Consider the following 17422-nt stretch of genomic DNA (forward strand, 5'->3'; position numbering starts at 1 on the left):
TTGGTATGGTTAATCGACATGGTGAACCGTTCGTAAACCTTTTGCCACTAAAGTCTAATTTAACAAAGACTGTGGGGCGCAAGATAAATGTCGGTACAGCACTATCTGAAAATGATCGATAATGTTTCGGTTGCTCAGCGTTGCCACGCAGCAGCTGCGTTGGCTCATATTTACCTGCATTCCGACCTCGATTTCGACGAACGTTGTGCCACAGAGACTGTATTGACGCTGCTCCTGGACGATCCTTCGCCAAAAGTGCGGTTGGCGCTTGCCGACGTGTTCTCCACAAGCGCTCATGCCCCAATTCACATCGTTGCCGGTCTTGCCCGCGATCAGATAGAGATCGCCACCTATATGCTGGCGCGATCCGTGCTTCTCAGCGATGCCGATCTGATCGATTGTGTAGCCGGCGGAAGTGGCGACGCACAGAAAGTCATAGCGGCGAGGCCCAAGGTATCAATTGCGGTCAGCGCTGCAATCATTGAGATCGGCGAGACCATTGCCGTGCTGGAGCTTCTCGCCAATACCCAGGCGCAGATAGCTGACACCAGCTTTCGCCGCTTGATCGAGCGCCTTGGTCATGTGGCTGAAATTCGCGCGCTCCTTGTCGACAATGAGCGATTGCCTGCCGATTGCCGCCATGCCTTGGCAATCTGCATCGCCGAAGCGCTGTGCCAGATGGACATTGTTGTGGCATTGATGGGTGAGCGGCGGGCAAGGCGCGTTACGCAGGAAGCTTGCGTCAAGGCATCGATCAGCCTTGTGGCGGAGACCTCGGTTGAGGAATATCCGGCATTGATCGAGCACCTGCAGCTACGCGGTGACCTCACGACTGCATTCGTCATCCGGATCGTTGCGTGCGGAAAGATCGATTTCTTCGGTGCGATTCTTGTTATGCTCTCGGGCTATAGTCTGCCGCGCGTGCGAAGCCTTTTGATCGATGGCCGAGCCACGGCACTGTGTGCATTGTTCAGCGCTGCCGGCCTTCCTGCAAGTACGCATCAGCCGCTGCGAGTGGCGCTCAACAGTTGGCACGGCGTTGCCAATGGCAAACTGTCTATCGGTGCCCAGGAAATCGCGCGCAGAATGATCGAGCACGTCGTGCCGGCTACCAATGGTGCTGTTCCTGCCGCTGCCAATGACGACATGCTATCGCTACTCAAGAGGATCTATCTCGAGGCAATTCGGGAAGATGCGCGCGATCATGCAATGGCAATTGCTGCTGCGTAAGAGCCTGAACATAAATTCGCCAAGGCGGGCTGCAAATGGCGCTTTTCTGCGCTCCGATGCTCACGTACCCAACGTACGCTCCGCTTCGGTGCTCGGAAAAGCACCATTTTCGCCACCCCCTGTCGAATTTTCGGTCAGGCTCTGGCCCTTCCGCCGAACATTTCATTACAAAATCCATTCAGGCTTTGATCGCATAAATGCGCGCGCTGCCGGTGAAGTGGCGAAAAATTGCTTTTTTGCCGGGCTCGATTTCACCCGCCCATAAAATATTCGCCGGAACTTTCAACAAGTTCAGGGTGTTATACGGAATATCTCATCAGAAAAGCGCGGTAACCGTCCGGAATTCCTTGGAAAAGCCAATGCTCACCGCGTGATTTTTCATGATAGTGTACGGTACGATACGCGTGATTGGGAGGTCTGTATTATGTCCGATGATGGTTCCCCTGGTGAATTTGGCCCGCTTAGCCTGCACGTGCCCGAACCGGCGGTGCGGCCTGGCGGTGCGCCAGATTTTTCCAATGTGGAGCTTGATGAAGCCGGCGCGATACGACGTCCGGACGTGGACGCCAACCCCGAGGACATACGCGACCTGGCCTTCTCGATCATTCGGGTTTTAAACCGCGACGGTGAGGCCGTCGGCCCTTGGGCGGGTCTGTTGACCGACGATCAATTGATCGAGGGACTGCGCCATATGATGACGCTACGCGCCTTCGACGCGCGCATGCAGATCGCCCAGCGGCAAGGCAAAACCTCGTTCTATATGCAGCATCTGGGTGAAGAGGCCGTCAGCTGCGCCTTCCGCAAGGCGCTTGCGCCTGGTGACATGAATTTTCCGACCTACCGGCAGGCAGGCCTTTTGATCGCGGATGACTATCCGATGGTCGAGATGATGTGCCAGATCTACTCCAACGAGCGCGATCCACTTAAAGGCCGCCAGCTGCCGATCATGTATTCATCGAAAGAGCATGGCTTCTTTTCAATCTCGGGAAACCTTGCAACGCAATATATCCAGGCAGTGGGCTGGGCGATGGCATCGGCCATCAAGCACGACACCAAGATTGCGGCTGGATGGATTGGCGATGGGTCCACGGCAGAATCCGATTTCCATGCATCGCTGGTTTTCGCATCGACCTACAAAGCGCCGATCGTGCTGAACATTGTCAACAACCAATGGGCAATTTCTACTTTTCAGGGCATTGCACGGGGCGGTTCTGGCACATTTGCGGCGCGTGGTCTCGGATTTGGCATTCCGGCTTTGCGTGTCGATGGTAACGACTATCTGGCGGTTTTTGCGGTGGCAAAATGGGCGATCGAGCGCGCCCGGCGCAATCTCGGGCCCACGCTGATCGAGTATGTTACCTACCGCGCCGGCGCGCATTCCACTTCCGATGATCCATCGGCATACCGCCCTAAAACAGAATCGGATGCCTGGCCACTGGGTGACCCTGTCATCCGGCTGAAGAACCATCTGATCGGGCGCAATGTCTGGTCCGATGATCGTCACAAGCAGACGGAGGCGGAAATTCTCGACACTGTCGTTGCAGCACAAAAAGAAGCGGAGAGCTTCGGCACATTGCATGCGGGAGGCAAGCCATCCGCCCGCGACATGTTCGAGGGTGTCTACGAGGAAATGCCGCCGCATCTGCGTCGCCAGCGCCAGCAGGCAGGAGTCTGACAGATGCCGCGTAAAACTATGATTGAAGCCATTCGCGACGCGATGGATATCATGATGGAGCGCGACGAGAATGTCGTCGTTTTCGGTGAAGATGTGGGCTTTTTCGGTGGTGTTTTCCGCTGTACCCAGGGACTGCAGGCAAAATACGGCAAAACACGTTGCTTCGATGCGCCTATCAGTGAAGCGGGCATTGTCGGCGCGGCGATCGGCATGGCCGCGTACGGCCTGAAGCCCTGCATCGAGATCCAGTTCGCCGACTATGTCTATCCGGCCTATGACCAGATCGTCTCGGAGGCGGCACGCCTGCGCTACCGGTCCAATGGCGACTTTACCTGCCCGATCGTCGTGCGGATGCCGGTTGGCGGCGGTATTTTTGGTGGTCAGACGCACAGTCAAAGCCCTGAGGCACTGTTTACGCATGTTTCCGGGTTGAAAGTGGTTGTCCCTTCCAATCCGCATGACGCCAAGGGCTTGCTGATTTCGGCGATCGAAGATCCCGACCCGGTTATCTTCCTCGAACCCAAGCGCCTCTATAACGGGCCATTCGACGGTCACTACGATCGACCGGTAACGCCTTGGTCGAAGCACGATCTCGGCGAAGTTCCGGACGGTCATTATACGGTACCGCTTGGCAAGGCGATCAAGCGCCGCGAAGGTTCGAAGCTCACGATTCTTGCTTATGGCACAATGGTTTACGTGGCCGAAGCCGCTGCAGAGGAACATGGCATAGATGCAGAGATCATTGATCTCCGCACGCTTTTGCCGCTCGATCTCGAAGCCATCATCGAATCCGTTTCAAAGACCGGTCGGTGCGTCGTGGTGCACGAAGCAACGTTAACCTCGGGTTTTGGTGCAGAACTCGCGGCCTTGGTCCAGGAACATTGTTTCTACAAGCTCGAAGCGCCGGTCGCGCGGGTGACCGGGTGGGATACGCCTTATCCGCACGCGCAGGAATGGGATTATTTCCCGGGGCCGTTACGTCTTGGACGCGCGCTTGTCGAAACGCTGGAGGGATAGCGCTATGGGTGAGTATATCATCAAGCTGCCGGATGTCGGTGAAGGCGTTGCGGAAGCCGAACTCGTTGAATGGAATGTAAAAATTGGCGATCTGGTGCGCGAGGACACGGTCCTTGCCGCTGTGATGACCGACAAGGCTACGGTTGAGATTCCGTCGCCAGTCGACGGCGAAATCATCTGGCTTGGGGGGGGAATCGGTCAGATCCTTGCGATCGGATCGCCGTTGGTCCGCCTGAAGATTGAAGGTGAAGGTCACGTGGTCGAGGCCGCACCGGCCAAACCTGTGAAGGCTGAGGCACCAGCAGCAGAGGCGGAAAAAAAGGCCCACGCGCCGAAAGCTCCAGCCGAAAAACCGAAGCCAACAACGCCTCCAGCTGCGCAAAAAACTTCGCTTGTAACAAGTCCTTTTAGCGCCAACGCGCCGCGCGATGAAGGCGAGAAGCCGCTTGCGTCTCCAGCCGTTCGGTTGCGGGCAAAAGAAGCCGGCGTGGACCTTCGTCAGGTCAGCGGAACGGGTCCGGCCGGGCGCATTAGCCATGAAGATCTCGAAGCCTTCTTCGCGCGGGGCAAGCAAAAGCCCGGCATTACGGCACTTGCTCCCGACAATTCCGTCAAGGAAATCAAGGTCGTAGGCCTGCGCCGCAAGATCGCGGAGAAAATGGCGATTGCCAAATCGCACATTCCGCACATCACCTATGTCGAGGAAATCGATGTCTCGTCACTGGAGGAATTGCGCGCAACACTCAATGCCAACAAGCGCGCCGAGCAGTCAAAACTGACCATTTTGCCGTTTCTGATGCGGGCGATGGTGCGGGCAATTGCCGATCAGCCGCAGCTCAACGCGCTTTACGATGACGAAGCCAATGTTATCCACCAGCATGGCGGCGTCCACATCGGCATAGCGGCGCAGACGCCGAACGGCTTGGTGGTTCCGGTTGTCAAGCATGCCGAGGCGCGCACGCTGTGGGATTGCGCCGCCGAGGTCAATTTGCTGGCAGATGCGGCCAAAACCGGTACGGCAACGCGCGAGCAGCTGAGCGGATCGACGATCACGATCACGTCGCTGGGCAGCATGGGCGGTGTGGTGACGACGCCGGTGATCAATTACCCGGAGGTGGCGATCATTGGCGTCAACAAGATCATGACCCGGCCGATGTGGGATGGAACGAACTTTATCCCCCGCAAGATGATGAACCTGTCGTCGAGTTTCGACCATCGCGTCATCGACGGCTGGGATGCCGCTGTTTTCATTCAACGAATCAAGACGCTGCTCGAAACGCCGGCGCTGATTTTTGTGGAAGGTTGAGCGATGAAGGACATCTCCTGCAAACTGCTGGTCATCGGCGCTGGTCCCGGCGGCTATATCTGCGCCATTCGGGCTGGCCAGCTGAATGTCGATACAGTCATTGTCGAAGCGGCAAAGGTTGGCGGCACCTGCCTGATGGTGGGGTGCATCCCTTCCAAAGCGCTGATTCACGCCGCGCAAGAGTTTGAAAAGGTTGCGCATTTCGCCGCCAATCGTACGCCTCTCGGTATTTCCGTAAGTGAACCGGCGATCGACTTTCCGAAAACCATCGCCTGGAAAGACGGGATTGTCAGCCGCCTGAACAACGGCGTCGCCGGGCTGCTCAAGAAGGCCAATGTCAAGATCGTCACCGGCAAGGCCAGGTTTCGCGACGGCAAGACCGTCGAGGTCGAAACGTTGACGGGCCAGCAGATTATCAGGGCAGAAAACGTAGTGATTGCAACGGGTTCGGCTCCTGTCGACATTCCATCGCTGCCGTTTGGCGGCAATGTCATTTCCTCGACCGAGGCGCTGGCTCTACAGAAAATCCCCGAGAAACTGGTCGTTGTCGGAGGCGGCTATATCGGTCTCGAACTCGGGACAGCCTTTGCCAAACTCGGCTCCAAAGTGACGGTTGTCGAGGCATTGCCCAAAATCCTGCCGCAATATGATTCGGAGCTGACCCGGCCAATCGTCAAGCATATCAATGAGTTAGGTATCACGATACTGACCGGCGCCAAGGCCAAGGGCATGAGCACAAAGGGTGATGCGCTGCTGATCGAAACCGCGGACGGCAAGGACGAGAGAATCCCGGCTGACAAAGTGCTGGTAACCGTCGGTCGCAAGCCGGTGACGACCGGCTGGGGTCTTGAGGAAATCGACCTCGACATGGACGGAAAGTTCGTCAGAATCGATGATAAGTGTCGCGCCTCGATGCGCGGCGTTTATGCCATTGGCGACGTGACCGGCGAACCCATGCTCGCACACCGAGCCATGGCGCAGGGCGAAATGGTGGCGGAAATCATTGCCGGCGAAAACCGCAGCTGGGACAAACGTGCTATCGCGGCAGTGTGTTTTACCGATCCGGAGATTGTTTCTGTTGGCTTTTCTCCCGAAGAGGCAAAGGAAGCCGGACACGAAATCAAGATCGGCCTGTTTCCCTTTGCCGCCAATGGCCGCGCAATGACACAGGAAGGCGAGGAGGGTTTCGTCCGCGTCGTCGCCGCTGCCGGCAACCATCTTATCCTTGGAATCCAGGCGGTCGGGCAGGGTGTATCCGAGCTCTCGGCCTCCTTTGCCCTTGCCCTGGAGATGGGTGCACGACTGGAAGATATCGCCGGAACCATCCACGCCCACCCGACACAGAGCGAAGGTTTTCAGGAAGCCGCTCTCAAGGCGCTGGGACACGCGCTGCATATCTGAGCGCAACTCGGCGCAATCAAGTTAAAGCTCGAGGTTGAAAATTCTGCGTCAGTTTCGGGGATTCTTGCATAGGAATCGGGATTCCTTGCGCAGGAATCGCTCGGACTTGCATCAAAATAGTTTTGAAATAGCGGTTCATAGGGATCAAATGCCGAAAAACCGCCAGGAAAAGCGTATCTCGCCGAGGAATTAATTTAACGATCGTTCAATTAATCTTTTCGAGAGCTTCGCGTCTAAAAAATAGCCGGACTTGCGTCCGGCTTAATGGGGGGAACCAGGCGCGCGCCAAAAGCAGGGAGGAGGAGCCGCGCCTAGTCTTTATGATGTACTCCTGTTGGAGGCATAGTTCAAGGACTAATACTTTTGATGTATATCACTCTAGTACCGCCACTGCGTCAACTTCCAGAAGGTAATCGGGGTTGGTCAGCGCAGCGACACCGACCAGCGTGTCGGTTGGCTTATGATCTTTGAACAAGGCGACGCGTCCTTCTTCGATCATGGCCAGGTGCTCGCGCCGGTAATTGGCGACAAAGATCGTCAGCTTCGTAACCTGTCGAGGTTCGGCGCCCGCGGCGGCAAGCGCCCGCCCGATATTTGCAAAGACCTGACGGGCCTGCGCCGCCATATCACTGCGACCAACGAGGTTGCCCTGGCTGTCTTCAGCCACCTGTCCAGCGATAAAAACCATTCGGCTGCCTGTAGCAACGATCACATGGCTGTAGGTCTGCGGGGTGGAGATGCCGTCAGGATTGATACATTTCAATGTCATTGGATTTGCCTCCCGTTGTTCGAAAAAACCCCTCCCTGCTGCTACGCAGCCTCCCTCCCCACAAGGGGAGGGTAAGACCCTAGCAGGCCTTGGCCTATGTCCAAATTAAACCATGACTCTACAAGACATGGCACCATTACCCTCCCCCTTGTGGGGAGGGACGGAGCGAAGCGACAGGGAGGGGTGTTTTGAAAGCCGTGCAATGCGCGGCACGCATAGTAAGCTCGTCGAGCGACGCAAGTAGAGGCAGGACGCTAAATATCCAGTTCCTCAACAAACGCGGCGCGATCCTGGATGAAGCGGAAGCGCGCATCGGGGCGGGTGCCCATCAAATCGTCCACGGCGAGCTTGGTTTCGTTGGCCCATTCCTCATCGATCTGGACACGCAGCAGGGTGCGCTTCTTGCGGTCCATCGTTGTTTCCTTGAGCTGGTCGGCGCGCATTTCGCCGAGGCCCTTGAACCGGCCGATCTCGACTTTGCCCTTGCCGGTAAACAGCGTCTTCAGGAGCTCGTCCTTATGGGCATCGTTGCGGGCATAGGCGACCTTGCCGCCCTGCGCGAGACGATAGAGGGGAGGAACCCCGAGGAAGAGGTGGCCGTTGCGGATAAGCTCCGGCATCTCCTGATAGAAGAAGGTGATCAGTAGCGATGCGATATGCGCGCCATCGACGTCGGCGTCGGTCATGATGATGATGCGATCGTAGCGCAGGTCTTCGTCGCGGTATTTCGAGCGGGTGCCGCAACCGAGCGCCAGGATGAGATCGCCGATCTGCTGGTTGGCCGTCATCTTCTCGCGTCCGGCACTGACCACATTCAAAATCTTGCCGCGCAGCGGCAGCACGGCCTGTGTGGCGCGATCGCGCGCCTGTTTTGCAGAGCCGCCAGCGCTGTCACCCTCGACGATGAAGAGCTCCGCGCCCAGTGCGCCGGTCTGGCTGCAATCGGCAAGCTTGCCCGGCAGGCGCAGCTTCTTGACCGCCGACTTGCGATTGACCTCTTTTTCCTGGCGGCGTTTGACGCGCTCTTCAGCCCGGTCCACCACCCAGTCGAGCAGCTTCGATGCTTCCTGCGGCGAGGCGGCAAGCCAATGATCGAATGGATCGCGAATGACATTTTCAACGATGCGCTGCGCTTCGACGGTCGCCAGCTTGTCCTTGGTCTGGCCAACGAACTCCGGCTCGCGGATGAACACCGAGAGCATGGCGGCAGCGGAGATCATCACGTCATCGGTGGTGATGATCGAGGCCCGCTTGTTGCCGGTGAGTTCGGCATAGGCCTTGAGCCCGCGGGTAAGCGCTATGCGCAGGCCCGCTTCATGAGTGCCGCCTTCGCCGGTCGGAATGGTATTGCAATAGGAATTGACGAAACCATCACCGCCATACCAGGCGACAGCCCACTCCATGGCGCCATGGCCGCTGGTTTTTTCCGTCTTTCCGGCAAACATCTCGCGCGTGATCTGAAAATCCTTGCCGAGCGAGGCGCCGAGATAATCCTTGAGGCCGCCCGGGAAATGGAAGACAGCCTTGTCCGGCGTCGGATCCTTCGGATCGAGCAGTGACGGGGCGCAATTCCACCTGATTTCAACGCCGCCGAAGAGATAGGCTTTCGAACGCGCCATCTTGTAAAGCCGCGCCGGATCGAACTTGGCGCCCTGACCGAAAATCTCGGCATCGGGATGGAAGGTCACACGCGTTCCGCGGCGGTTCTGCACTTCGCCGACTTCTTCGAGCGGTCCAAGCGCCTTGCCGCGCGAAAAGCGCTGGCGATAGAGACGGCGGTTGCGCGCGACCTCGACTTCAACGTGGTCCGAGAGCGCGTTGACGACCGAAACACCCACGCCATGCAGGCCGCCGGAGGTTTCGTATACCTTGGAGTCGAACTTGCCGCCCGCGTGCAGCATCGTCATGATGACTTCGAGCGCGGATTTATCCTTGAATTTCGGATGCGGATCGACCGGCATGCCGCGGCCATTGTCCGTGACCGACAGATAGCCGTTTTCGTCAAGATCGATATCGATGAAATTGGCGTGACCGGCAACGGCCTCGTCCATGGAATTATCGATGACCTCCGCGAACAGATGATGCAGCGCGCGCTCGTCGGTGCCGCCAATATACATGCCCGGACGGCGGCGAACCGGCTCCAGCCCTTCCAGCACCTCGATGTCGGCGGCATTATAGTTGCCGCTGGCTTCAGGCATGGTGCGCGCGGATTTGACAGGCGCGGCGGGGACAGCTTTGGCAACTTGATCAGAACGTGCGGGTTCACTCGCCGCCTGCCGTTCGCGGGCGGTTTTTACGATCGCTGAAAAGAGGTCGTTATTATCATCCATGGTCTTGTTCGGCCAACTTCATAGAGATTCGAATCACCCTTGATATTTGCACGCTTCATGGCGAAACGCGATGGGAGTTCGCTGTCTGTTCCGGTAGTCACCCACAGAACTATACGCCCGAGCGCTTACATTCAAGTGTGGCTGAAAAACTGACGCACAGCATCGTGAAGAGTAAAACGTGGCAAAACCGCCATGTGCGTGGTTCGACAAGCTCACCATGAGGGAGGTTGAGTGCTGCAAGGTTAATCACCAACGTTTGAGCCATCCCAGCATTCAAGCTCCCCTGCAATCAAACCACCACCCTCATGGCGAGCTTGTCGAACCACGCACATGGCGTGGATGCAATTGCATTTTCAAACTTTGGTTGAATTGCCCCAACCATCCATTGTTTCTACGGTCGCACGAGTTGAGCGAGGTCCCTATGGAAGTGACCGTTTATATTCTTCGTTGTGCGGATGGTTCCTATTACACAGGTCTGACGAAACAGGAGGTCGAAGGCCGGGTTTGGGAGCACAACGCGGCGATCTACGACGGGTACACCCGCTCCCGGCTTCCTGTTGAACTTGTTTTTACCGAGACTTACGATCGCATTTTGGATGCGATCGCACGAGAACGGCAAATCAAAGGATGGTCGCGTGTGAAGAAGCAAGCCCTTATCGCCATGAACTATGAAGGACTTCCCGAGTTGTCCAGGAATCGCTCAAAGCGCTCAGAATGATTTTTTTACTGGGTGGTAGGTTTGGCAAAACCGCCATGTGCGTGGTTCGACAAGCTCACCATGAGGGAGGTGGTTTGATTGCAGGGAGCTTGAAATGCTGGGATGGCTCAAAGGTTGCCAATAGCCAACATTGGTGATGAGCGTTTGCAGTACACTACTTCCCTCATGGTGAGCTTGTCGAACCACGCACATGGATTGGATGCAGTGGGCTCGCATCCTGAGCGTCGAAGCGCGAAACCACGCACTGTGCCACTACCAATCACGATTGCTTTTTTTAGCAGGAGCGATATTCCAGCAAGCCACGTCGTCGCGGCGTCCAGAGGAATGATGAGCATGGAAAATACAACCGCACAACAGGTGCAGGGTGTTTCGATGATGGCGGCGGCCATGTTTTTCCTGCCTGTGATGGACGCCATTGCCAAATGGCTTTCGACGGTGGACAGCGTATCGCCGGCAACCGTAACCCTCTTCCGTTTTGGATTTCAGGCCATGCTTGCCGCGATGATCATCATTGCCATGACCGGGGTCAAATCCCTAAGACCCGTCAAGCTTTGGGGTAACCTGTTTCGCGGCGTTCTCATGGGTGTCGGTGGGCTTTGTTTCTATGCGGCGATCAAATACATGCCGTTGGCGGACGCCATAGCGGTGTTCTTCGTTGAACCATTGATGCTGACCACCCTTTCGGCAATCCTGCTGAAGGAACATGTCGGCTGGCGCAGGTGGATGGCAGTCGCCATCGGGTTCATCGGCACACTGATCGTTATTCAGCCCAGCTGGGAACTCTTTGGCTGGGTTTCGCTTTTGCCTCTGGGCACGGCAGCATCCTTTGCCTTCTATCTTATCCTGAACCGACGGTATGGCACTGCCGACACAACGCTTGTCATGCAGCTATATGCGGGGGTAGGCGGTACGCTGACGACTCTCGTCGCGCTGTTCTTCGGCGCGGCCTTTGAAATCGGCGATATGACATTCGGCCTTCCTGCCAATGCCCTGTCGTGGTCATTGCTTTTCGCGATGGGCGTCATTGCGACAACCGGACACCAGCTGATTACCAACGCCTCGCGCCTTGCCCCCGCCTCGCTGCTGGCGCCGTTTCAATATCTCGAAATCGTCATGGCAGTGCTCATCGGGCTGTTTGTCTTCAGGGAATTTCCTACCGCGTCTAAGTGGTTGGGGATCGCCATCATCGTTGCTTCCGGCGCCTATCTGATCTGGCGCGAAGGAAAGAACCGCGAAGAGAGCGAGCCCGCATACAATTGACAGGAATCAGTTGAGTAGAACGAAGTTTGGCAATAGAAACAAAGACCTGTTGGGAGGTTTGTTTTGTTCAAAAAGATACTGATTGCCAACCGTGGCGAGATTGCCTGCCGCGTCATTAAAACTGCGCGCAAGATGGGGATTGCCACGGTCGCGGTTTATTCCGATGCGGATCGCGATGCGGTGCATGTGGAGATGGCCGACGAGGCCGTGCATATCGGGCCGGCTGCTGCTGCCGAAAGCTATCTCGTGGCGGACAAGATCATCGCCGCATGCAAGGAGACCGGCGCGGAAGCCGTTCACCCCGGCTACGGGTTTCTCTCCGAGCGGGCCTCTTTTTGCGAGGCGCTGGAAAAGCAGGGCATCATCTTCATCGGGCCAAAACCCAAGGCGATCATCGCCATGGGCGACAAGATCGAATCGAAAAAATTCGCCAACGCAGCCAAGGTGAGCACGGTTCCGGGCTTTCTCGACGTCATCACCGATCCGGCCCATGCGGAGCGGATCGCCGGGGAGATCGGCTACCCGGTGATGATCAAGGCTTCTGCCGGCGGCGGCGGCAAGGGCATGCGCATCGCCTGGAGCAAATCGGAAGTGCGCGACGGTTTCGAGCGTGCGACCTCCGAGGCGCGTAATTCCTTCGGCGACGAGCGGGTTTTCATCGAGAAATTCATCGTCGATCCGCGTCATATCGAAATCCAGGTGCTGGCCGATGCTTTCGGCAACTCCATCTATCTTGGCGAGCGCGAATGTTCGGTGCAGCGCCGCAACCAGAAGGTGGTGGAGGAAGCGCCATCACCTTTTCTGGACGAGGCTACCCGCAAGGCCATGGGCGAGCAGGCGGTGGCCCTGGCCAAGGCGGTGGACTACCAGAGTGCCGGAACGGTCGAGTTCATCGTCGACAAGAATCGCAATTTCTATTTCCTCGAGATGAATACGCGCCTGCAGGTGGAACACCCTGTGACTGAACTGATCACGGGGATCGATCTGGTCGAACAGATGATCCGCATCGCGGCCGGTGAAGAGCTCGCGATCAAACAGGCGGATGTGAAACTCAATGGCTGGGCGGTTGAAAGCCGGCTCTACGCGGAAGACCCGTATCGCAACTTCCTGCCGTCGATTGGGCGGCTGACACGCTATCGCCCGCCGGCGGAAGGGCCGGTTGGCAAGGCGATCATCCGCAACGATACGGGCGTGACCGAGGGCTCGGAAATCTCGATGTTCTACGACCCTATGGTCGCCAAGCTCTGCACCTGGGCACCTACACGGCTCGAGGCCATCGATGCGATGGCGGATGCGCTGGATACGTTTGTTGTCGATGGCATCGCGCACAATATCCCGTTTCTCGCCGCGCTGATGCAGCATCCGCGCTGGCGCGAGGGAAGGCTTTCGACCGCGTTCATCGCCGAGGAATTTCCGGAAGGGTTCAAGCCGATTTCGCCGTCACCGGACGATCTCGATATCTTGGCGGCGATCGCGCTGGCTGTCGAACTGGTGCGCAAGGAGCGGCTGGATCGATTGTCGGATCGTTTGCGGCCGCATACGGGCAAGATGCGCACGGAATGGGAAGTGCGGATCAGGGACGATTATGTGCCGATCACGATTGCAAATTGTGCGGCCAAACCGCCGGTGAAAATTGAACTGTCAATTCGTGGCGGCGATGTGATGACCATTCGCAGCGACTGGCAGCCCGGCGACGCCGTATGGAGCGGTTATATCGACAAGCGCGCGGTGAAGGCGCAATTGCGCCCGGTGCTCAACGGTATGCGCATCGACTGGCGGGGCATGTCGATCATCGCGCACGCCATGCAGAAGCACGTGGCGGCGCTGGAAAAGTTGATGCCGGTGAAGATACCGCCGGATACGTCGAAACTCTTGCTCTGCCCGATGCCGGGGCTGATCGTCTCAATCAATGTGACCAAGGGGCAGGAGGTCAAGGCGGGCGAAACGCTGGCCATCGTCGAGGCGATGAAGATGGAGAACGTGCTGCGTGCCGACCGCGATCTGACAGTGTCGGCGATCAACGCCAAGCAAGGCGATAGCCTGGCGGTGGATGCGGTGATCATGGAGTTCATCTAGAGACCTTTGCCAATCCACCCCGACGGCCATCTGATCCGACTTTCTGCGCTTCCGGTGCTCACGGACCAAAATGTCCGCTGCGCTCCGGTTCTCGAAAATCACACCAGCTGACTCATCGGGCTGAATTCTCAAAAGGTCTCTGTGCCAAGCCAAACACATCCCCGAACGCATCGTACAAAGCCCGGTCAAGGTCGTGCATATCCACCGGCAGGCCGAGATCGACAAGGCTGGTGACGCCGTGGCCGCGCACCCCGCACGGCACGATGCCGTCGAAATGCGCAAGCTCCGGTTCGACATTGATCGAGATGCCGTGGAAGCTGACCCATTTGCGCAGGCGGATGCCGATGGCGGCGATCTTGTCCTCGGCCGGCGAGCCATCGGGCAGGGCAGGCCGCTCTGGCCGCATCACCCAGACGCCAACGCGATCCTCGCGCCGCTCGCCCCTCACGTTGAACGCGGCGAGGGTGGCGATGATCCATTGTTCCAGCGCGGTGACGAAGGCGCGGATATCCTCGCGCCGCCGCTTCAGATCGAGCATCACGTAGGCAACGCGCTGGCCCGGGCCATGATAGGTGTATTCGCCGCCGCGCCCGGTCGCGTAAACGGGAAACCTGTCGGAAACGAGGAGATCACCCGCCTTGGCGCTGGTGCCGGCGGTATAGAGCGGCGGATGCTCGACGAGCCAGACGAGCTCGCGCGCCGTGCCGTCCCTGATCGCCGCAACGCGGCTCTCCATTAAGGCGAGCGCCGCGTCATAATCGGTGAGGCCGTCGGCGATCAGCCATTCGACGGGGGGCGACAAGTCCCGGGCGAGGAATGCGGGGGCGAGATCGTCGCGGTTGGTCTTCATGATGCGAATTTCATATCCCGTTGTGGTTGCCTGCGCTGAACGTTGGCGATGTTCAGAATGGGTGCGCCGGATATGGACCTTTTCTCAGGCGATTTCCAGTCAGATGCAGCTTGGGCGTGTTTCGACCGCATTGATGAAAAACAATTGCGATAGTCGACGATAGGGCTTGTTTAGCTGAAACCTATTTGCTACTAGCGCCAAGCCGACATGTTCGGCTTCTACCACAGTGCGGTCGTGGCGGAATTGGTAGACGCGCAGCGTTGAGGTCGCTGTGTCGCAAGACGTGGAAGTTCGAGTCTTCTCGACCGCACCATTCTCACTTCATAAAGTGACGAATATACTGCAAAAAATGGCGGCCTTGTGCCGCCATTTTGCGTTTTGGGCCCCATTCACCCGACGGGTATGGCAGACCTCCGTGCGGGAGCTCAACCTTCTGGAGAGGTTGTTACCGTAACGTACTTGCGCCTCCGGTAAACATGAATGAAGCTAGGGGAACGCCAGATCTCCGCAGACTATAACTGCGTCGTTGAAACTGCGAATGAGCAGTCGGATCATAAGCGTTCCTGGAGCATTGACAATGATAGTTGCCACCAGCCAGAGGTCCAGGCCATGACCTTGTCCATCCCCGTTTTCAGGAGCCTGAGGGGATATAGACCCAGTTGGCTACCGAGCGATATATCGGCCGGGCTCGCGGTCGCCGCAGTTGGCTTGCCAAGTGCCATTGCCTACCCGGCGATCGTGGGCTTGCCTCTGGAAACGGGACTCTATGCAAGCATAGCGGCTCCGATAGGCTACGCGCTGTTCGGTCCTTCCAGGATCCTGATTGTCGGGCCAGACGCGGCAACCATGACAGTGCTGGCAGCGGCCGTAACATCGATCGTAGTCTCCCTGCCGGCGGACGCAGCGGTAGACCGTGCCACGGTTGCAGCGCTGATCGCCCTCGTTGTCGGCGCGATATGCCTCGCAGCTCGTCTGTTGCATCTCGGCGTTGTGGCAACGTTCCTTTCGCGCCCGATTCTCGTAGGTTTCTTTGCCGGTATTTCCGTATCGATCATCGTTGGACAGATTGGCCGCCTGACAGGGTTGTCCATTCAATCGGACGGGCTCATAGCGCCGTTCCTCGAACTCATCAACGAGAGCGCCGCCATAAATTGGCCTTCGCTTCTGCTCGGGTTGTCCATGTTCATTATTTTGCAGGTGGTCAGGGCTTCGCGCCTGCCCGTACCAGGTCCGGTCATTGTCGTTGTGGTTTCGGCCATCCTGTCGGTACTTTTCAATTTCCAGCAGATGGGCATTGCCGTTATCGGCGACATCCCCTTTGCGCTGCCATCCATCTCGATACCTTCTCTAGCCGCACTTCCACTGGATCGAATTGTGCTGGGTGCGGCTGCTGTTTTTCTGGTCAGTTTTGGATCGGGCATAGTTGCAGCCCGCAGTTTCGCAGGGCGCTCCGGTGAACATGTCGACGCCAATCAGGAACTGATCGGGCTGGGCGCGGGCAACATTGCCGCTGGCCTCTTTGGAGCATTTCCGATCAGCGTGTCGGACTCCCGGACGGCGATCTGTTATTCGACAGGCGGAAAATCTCAGGTGGCAGGGCTCGTCTCGGCTGGAGCGTTGATAGCGACGCTACTGTATTTCAGCGATGCGATGCGGATTCTCCCCATCCCCGCCCTCGGTGCCATTCTGGTAGCCGCTGCTCTCAGCCTGATCGATATCGCAGAGTTGAGACACATCTGGCGTATCAGCCGCGCCGAGTTCGTTTTTGCGCTTATCACAATGTGGGGCGCCATAAGCTTCGGTGTGCTGGCCGGGGTGGTGATCGCTATCGCCGCAACGCTTGTCCACCTCGTGCGTCAGATGATGTTTCCGCGGGACGCTCTGCTCGGCCGTCTCGGCAGTCGTGAAGGCCTCTACAAGCTGCACCGCTTTCCTCAGGCCCGCCCCATCCCAGGTCTCGCCCTCTATATAATCCAGGGCAGCCTGTTGTTTTTCAATGCGGACTACGTTCAGGAGCGCATCAGAACCATTGCCTCCGGTTTACCCGCCGGGACCCGCTGGTTCGTTATTGACGCGAGTGCAATTGCCCAGATCGACAGCACCGCCCTTGCCATGCTCGATGACATCAGAGGGGATCTGGCAAAGGACGGAATGACACTGGGCATCGCCGAGTTGCACGCGGAGGTGAAGAAGATGCTTGAACGAAGCGGTCTCCTGGAGCGCATCGGAACTCAATATGTTTTCGAGGATGTGGAGGATGCAATACGCGGCTTCAACGCCAGGCAAAAAGGACTTTCCGAGGGAACGGTTGCAGCGTCGACAGGACTTCAAATGCAGACACCAGAGGGAGGATAATGTGATGAACAAACACGACAACACATTGCGGGAAGAAGAGCATGTCGAGCACAAGAAGCTCGGCAAGGACCGCTACAACAAGCAGATGAAAAAGCTTCAGATCGAGCTCTCGCATTTGCAGGCGTGGGTGAAGAAATCCGGCGCACGCGTCATAATCCTGTTCGAAGGCCGCGATGCGGCCGGAAAAGGCGGCATGATCAAGCGGATAACGGAGCGGGTGAGCCCGCGCGTATTCCGCGTCATTGCGCTTCCTACGCCAAGCGACCGGGAGAAATCCCAGATCTTCATGCAGCGCTACATTCAACATTTTCCGGCGGCGGGCGAGATCGTGATCTTCGACAGGAGTTGGTACAACCGCGCAGGCGTTGAGCGGGTCATGGGTTTCTGTTCCGAAAAGACAACGCGACGCTTTCTTGAACTTACCCCGCTCTTTGA

The 17422-nt window shown here is 57.6% G+C and carries 13 protein-coding genes and 1 tRNA gene; 11 read left to right on the plus strand and 3 right to left on the minus strand.

Annotated elements, in window-relative coordinates; translation table 11 throughout:
- Positions 1–87 precede the first annotated feature (87 nt).
- The 5 genes from FHS21_RS26635 (at position 88) to lpdA (ending at position 6629) form a co-directional block, all read left to right on the plus strand.
- Entirely contained in the window at positions 88–1230 is a 1143-nt protein-coding gene (locus FHS21_RS26635; RefSeq protein WP_112551866.1) for a DUF2336 domain-containing protein, read from the plus strand.
- Positions 1231–1654: 424 nt separating this feature from the next.
- On the plus strand, positions 1655–2905 hold the full coding sequence (locus FHS21_RS26640) for a 3-methyl-2-oxobutanoate dehydrogenase (2-methylpropanoyl-transferring) subunit alpha (protein ID WP_112531338.1): 1251 nt from the start codon (positions 1655–1657) through the stop codon (positions 2903–2905).
- 3 nt (positions 2906–2908) lie between these two features.
- Positions 2909–3922 carry an alpha-ketoacid dehydrogenase subunit beta gene (locus tag FHS21_RS26645; protein WP_112531339.1) on the plus strand — a complete coding sequence of 338 codons (1014 nt, stop codon included), beginning with the start codon at positions 2909–2911 and terminating at the stop codon, positions 3920–3922.
- A gap of 4 nt (positions 3923–3926) precedes the next feature.
- The gene (locus FHS21_RS26650) at positions 3927–5228 is read left to right on the plus strand and encodes a dihydrolipoamide acetyltransferase family protein (RefSeq protein WP_183664868.1); all 1302 of its coding nucleotides are present in this window, start codon (positions 3927–3929) and stop codon (positions 5226–5228) included.
- Between the two features lie 3 nt (positions 5229–5231).
- A complete protein-coding gene (gene lpdA / locus FHS21_RS26655; protein ID WP_112531341.1) occupies positions 5232–6629 on the plus strand; it encodes a dihydrolipoyl dehydrogenase in 1398 nt (465 codons plus the stop codon).
- A 373-nt stretch (positions 6630–7002) separates the two neighbouring features.
- On the opposite strand, the gene FHS21_RS26660 is transcribed toward lpdA, so the two are convergent.
- Together FHS21_RS26660 and parE are read right to left on the minus strand one after the other, a co-directional pair.
- Entirely contained in the window at positions 7003–7398 is a 396-nt protein-coding gene (locus FHS21_RS26660) for a RidA family protein (RefSeq protein WP_112531342.1), read from the minus strand.
- Positions 7399–7652: 254 nt separating this feature from the next.
- Positions 7653–9728 (minus strand): DNA topoisomerase IV subunit B, encoded by a 2076-nt coding sequence (parE, locus tag FHS21_RS26665; protein ID WP_112531343.1) that lies wholly within the window; start codon positions 9726–9728, stop codon positions 7653–7655.
- Between the two features lie 421 nt (positions 9729–10149).
- Between parE and FHS21_RS26670 the strand changes: the two genes are divergently transcribed.
- From FHS21_RS26670 to FHS21_RS26680, 3 genes are all read left to right on the plus strand, one after another.
- Positions 10150–10446: a GIY-YIG nuclease family protein gene (locus FHS21_RS26670; RefSeq protein WP_112551868.1), complete on the plus strand. Its 297-nt coding sequence runs from the start codon at positions 10150–10152 to the stop codon at positions 10444–10446.
- Positions 10447–10779: 333 nt separating this feature from the next.
- Positions 10780–11706: a DMT family transporter gene (locus FHS21_RS26675; RefSeq protein WP_112531345.1), complete on the plus strand. Its 927-nt coding sequence runs from the start codon at positions 10780–10782 to the stop codon at positions 11704–11706.
- 63 nt (positions 11707–11769) lie between these two features.
- On the plus strand, positions 11770–13782 hold the full coding sequence (locus tag FHS21_RS26680; RefSeq protein WP_112531346.1) for an acetyl-CoA carboxylase biotin carboxylase subunit: 2013 nt from the start codon (positions 11770–11772) through the stop codon (positions 13780–13782).
- 112 nt (positions 13783–13894) lie between these two features.
- On the opposite strand, the gene lipB is transcribed toward FHS21_RS26680, so the two are convergent.
- Positions 13895–14632 carry a lipoyl(octanoyl) transferase LipB gene (gene lipB, locus FHS21_RS26685; RefSeq protein WP_112531347.1) on the minus strand — a complete coding sequence of 246 codons (738 nt, stop codon included), beginning with the start codon at positions 14630–14632 and terminating at the stop codon, positions 13895–13897.
- A 228-nt stretch (positions 14633–14860) separates the two neighbouring features.
- Here lipB and FHS21_RS26690 point away from each other — a divergent pair.
- The 3 genes from FHS21_RS26690 to FHS21_RS26700 form a co-directional block, all read left to right on the plus strand.
- Positions 14861–14945, plus strand: a tRNA-Leu gene (locus tag FHS21_RS26690).
- 296 nt (positions 14946–15241) lie between these two features.
- Entirely contained in the window at positions 15242–16987 is a 1746-nt protein-coding gene (locus FHS21_RS26695; protein WP_112531351.1) for a SulP family inorganic anion transporter, read from the plus strand.
- A gap of 4 nt (positions 16988–16991) precedes the next feature.
- Positions 16992–17422, plus strand: a 431-nt coding sequence (locus tag FHS21_RS26700) for a polyphosphate kinase 2 family protein (protein WP_512699179.1), incomplete at its 3' end; no start/stop codon positions are given.

Origin of the sequence: Phyllobacterium trifolii (assembly GCF_014192095.1) — a bacterium.
In the GTDB taxonomy this organism is placed as follows: domain Bacteria; phylum Pseudomonadota; class Alphaproteobacteria; order Rhizobiales; family Rhizobiaceae; genus Phyllobacterium; species Phyllobacterium trifolii.

Bases quoted from the DNA above. Each gene is read 5' to 3' on its own strand.
- FHS21_RS26635 (WP_112551866.1), top strand. From the start codon at position 88: ATGTCGGTACAGCACTATCTGAAAATGATCGATAATGTTTCGGTTGCT.
- FHS21_RS26640 (WP_112531338.1), top strand. From the start codon at position 1,655: ATGTCCGATGATGGTTCCCCTGGTGAATTTGGCCCGCTTAGCCTGCAC.
- FHS21_RS26645 (WP_112531339.1), top strand. From the start codon at position 2,909: ATGCCGCGTAAAACTATGATTGAAGCCATTCGCGACGCGATGGATATC.
- FHS21_RS26650 (WP_183664868.1), top strand. From the start codon at position 3,927: ATGGGTGAGTATATCATCAAGCTGCCGGATGTCGGTGAAGGCGTTGCG.
- lpdA (WP_112531341.1), top strand. From the start codon at position 5,232: ATGAAGGACATCTCCTGCAAACTGCTGGTCATCGGCGCTGGTCCCGGC.
- FHS21_RS26660 (WP_112531342.1), bottom strand. From the start codon at position 7,398: ATGACATTGAAATGTATCAATCCTGACGGCATCTCCACCCCGCAGACC.
- parE (WP_112531343.1), bottom strand. From the start codon at position 9,728: ATGGATGATAATAACGACCTCTTTTCAGCGATCGTAAAAACCGCCCGC.
- FHS21_RS26670 (WP_112551868.1), top strand. From the start codon at position 10,150: ATGGAAGTGACCGTTTATATTCTTCGTTGTGCGGATGGTTCCTATTAC.
- FHS21_RS26675 (WP_112531345.1), top strand. From the start codon at position 10,780: ATGGAAAATACAACCGCACAACAGGTGCAGGGTGTTTCGATGATGGCG.
- lipB (WP_112531347.1), bottom strand. From the start codon at position 14,632: ATGAAGACCAACCGCGACGATCTCGCCCCCGCATTCCTCGCCCGGGAC.
- FHS21_RS26695 (WP_112531351.1), top strand. From the start codon at position 15,242: ATGACCTTGTCCATCCCCGTTTTCAGGAGCCTGAGGGGATATAGACCC.